A 1,713-nucleotide genomic window follows, 5' to 3' on the forward strand; every position below is an offset into this window, starting at 1 on the left:
GTCAAGCACGGAATGACAAAAAGGGCGGAGGTCCTGTGGCTAAAATTCTTTCTTCTTCAGCTTCTGGATTTCTATGATTACTACGGATTAACATAAAGAAAAATTTAAAAACGGCGAAGTCGCTTGTTTTGACAAACACTTTGTGTTTGCAAGCAATTCTGCGAAACAGAATTGCTTGACCTTTCTCACAGTATCTGACTCTTTTGCCAGTTTACCCGCTTGTTTTTTTATCCAGTTTGCGTTGTTTTTTCTCTTCTTTCTTTTTTTTCTTAGCTAATTCTTTCTGACGCTTTTTAAATTGATAATTTGGTTTTGCCAATTTTCCACCACCTTGTCGGTTATTTGTTGATAATGATAAAAAAAGGGCATCCCCTTAACATTGGAAGGGGATACCCATTTTACCCACAATCAGAAATTAGATCACAGTCACATTTACTGCAGCAGGACCTTTTTGACCTTGCTCGATGTCAAAGGTAACTTGATCACCTTCATTAAGAGACTTGAAACCAGATGTATTGATTCCTGAATGATGAACAAATACATCCGGACCATCTTTCTGCTCAATGAAGCCGAAGCCCTTACTAGAGTTAAACCATTTTACAGTTCCTTTACTCATTATAGCACCCTCCTTTTAAAAAAATTATCATAAGCCTCAAACTTCAGGATACCACTTTGATAAACGGAAATTCCTTTAGAACGAAACCAACCCGCCAATTAAGAACGGGTATTTACTGATTAGACAAATAATAACACTCTTTTTAAAATAATGCAAGTTAATTGTCGAGTTTTTTGATTAAATATTTTTTGCCCCTGGATTACTTGAATTAACCCCCCTATATTCCCCCCGCTCTTGGGCGAGGGGAAAGAAAAAGGGGGTCGTTAGGATATTACACAGGTCCAGATCTGTGGCAAAGAATATTTTTTGCCTCAAGATTACCTTTTCCTCTGTCATTCCCGTGAAAACGGGAATCCAGATTCCGTGTCAAGCACGGAATGACAAAAGGGCGGAGGGCCAGAGGCTGATATTTTTTTCTTCTTTTTAAATCCGTGAAATTCAAAAATGGGGTAAAGCAATATTATAACCTCAATAAATAACCGTTTTTCTTCAGCCAATCTTTGTGTTTTTTATAATCGGGCATTAACATTTTCACTTTATTCCAGAAGGATTTTGCGTGATTTCTCTCTTCAAGATGCACAAGCTCATGAACAACTACATAATCTATGACAGGTAAAGGTGCCATGATCAGACGCCACGGGAAATTCAAATTCCCTTTATGAGAACAAGAGCCCCATATTTTTTGTGCATTCGTGATACTAATTTTATTATACTTAAATCCCCTCTTTTGTGCATACCATTCAACCCTTTCCGAAATCTTTTCATAAGCTTTCTCTTTGTACCATCTCATAAAAACTTGTTCGGCGATTGGTAAATGTTCCCTTGAGAGATAAAATCCATTTTCAAATTGCAAGGCAGCTTCCTGTTTATCAACTATTATTAATTTGTAATATTTGCCGAGATAAAAAAATCCTTCACCGTTCACAAATTCCTTTTGTGAAAATTTCGGGTCCCTTTTCTGAATATCATTTTTCTTTTTCTCAATCCAATCTTTATGTTTCAGAACAACCCTTTTTATAGTTTCATCATCAACATTAAAAGGAGCTCTTACTATTAAAGCAGCATCATTCGTTATTTGTAATGTGATGGTTTTTCTT

Annotated in this window: 2 protein-coding genes; both read right to left on the reverse strand. The window is 36.2% G+C overall.

Annotated features, from left to right (window positions below; all coding sequences use genetic code 11):
* Window positions 1-415 precede the first annotated feature (415 nt).
* The gene (locus tag J7J10_00765) at window positions 416-616 is read right to left on the reverse strand and encodes a cold-shock protein (protein ID MCD6129478.1); all 201 of its coding nucleotides are present in this window, start codon (window positions 614-616) and stop codon (window positions 416-418) included.
* A gap of 460 nt (window positions 617-1,076) precedes the next feature.
* Window positions 1,077-1,713, reverse strand: a 637-nt coding sequence (locus J7J10_00770) for a M48 family metallopeptidase (GenBank protein ID MCD6129479.1), incomplete at its 5' end; no start/stop codon positions are given.

The sequence above is a fragment of the Deltaproteobacteria bacterium genome (genome assembly GCA_021159305.1).
Classification (GTDB): Bacteria; Campylobacterota_A; Desulfurellia; order JAGGSF01; family JAGGSF01; genus JAGGSF01.

What these genes read in the sequence shown, in the direction of transcription:
- J7J10_00765 (MCD6129478.1), bottom strand. Translation starts at nt 616, where the DNA reads ATGAGTAAAGGAACTGTAAAATGGTTTAACTCTAGTAAGGGCTTCGGC.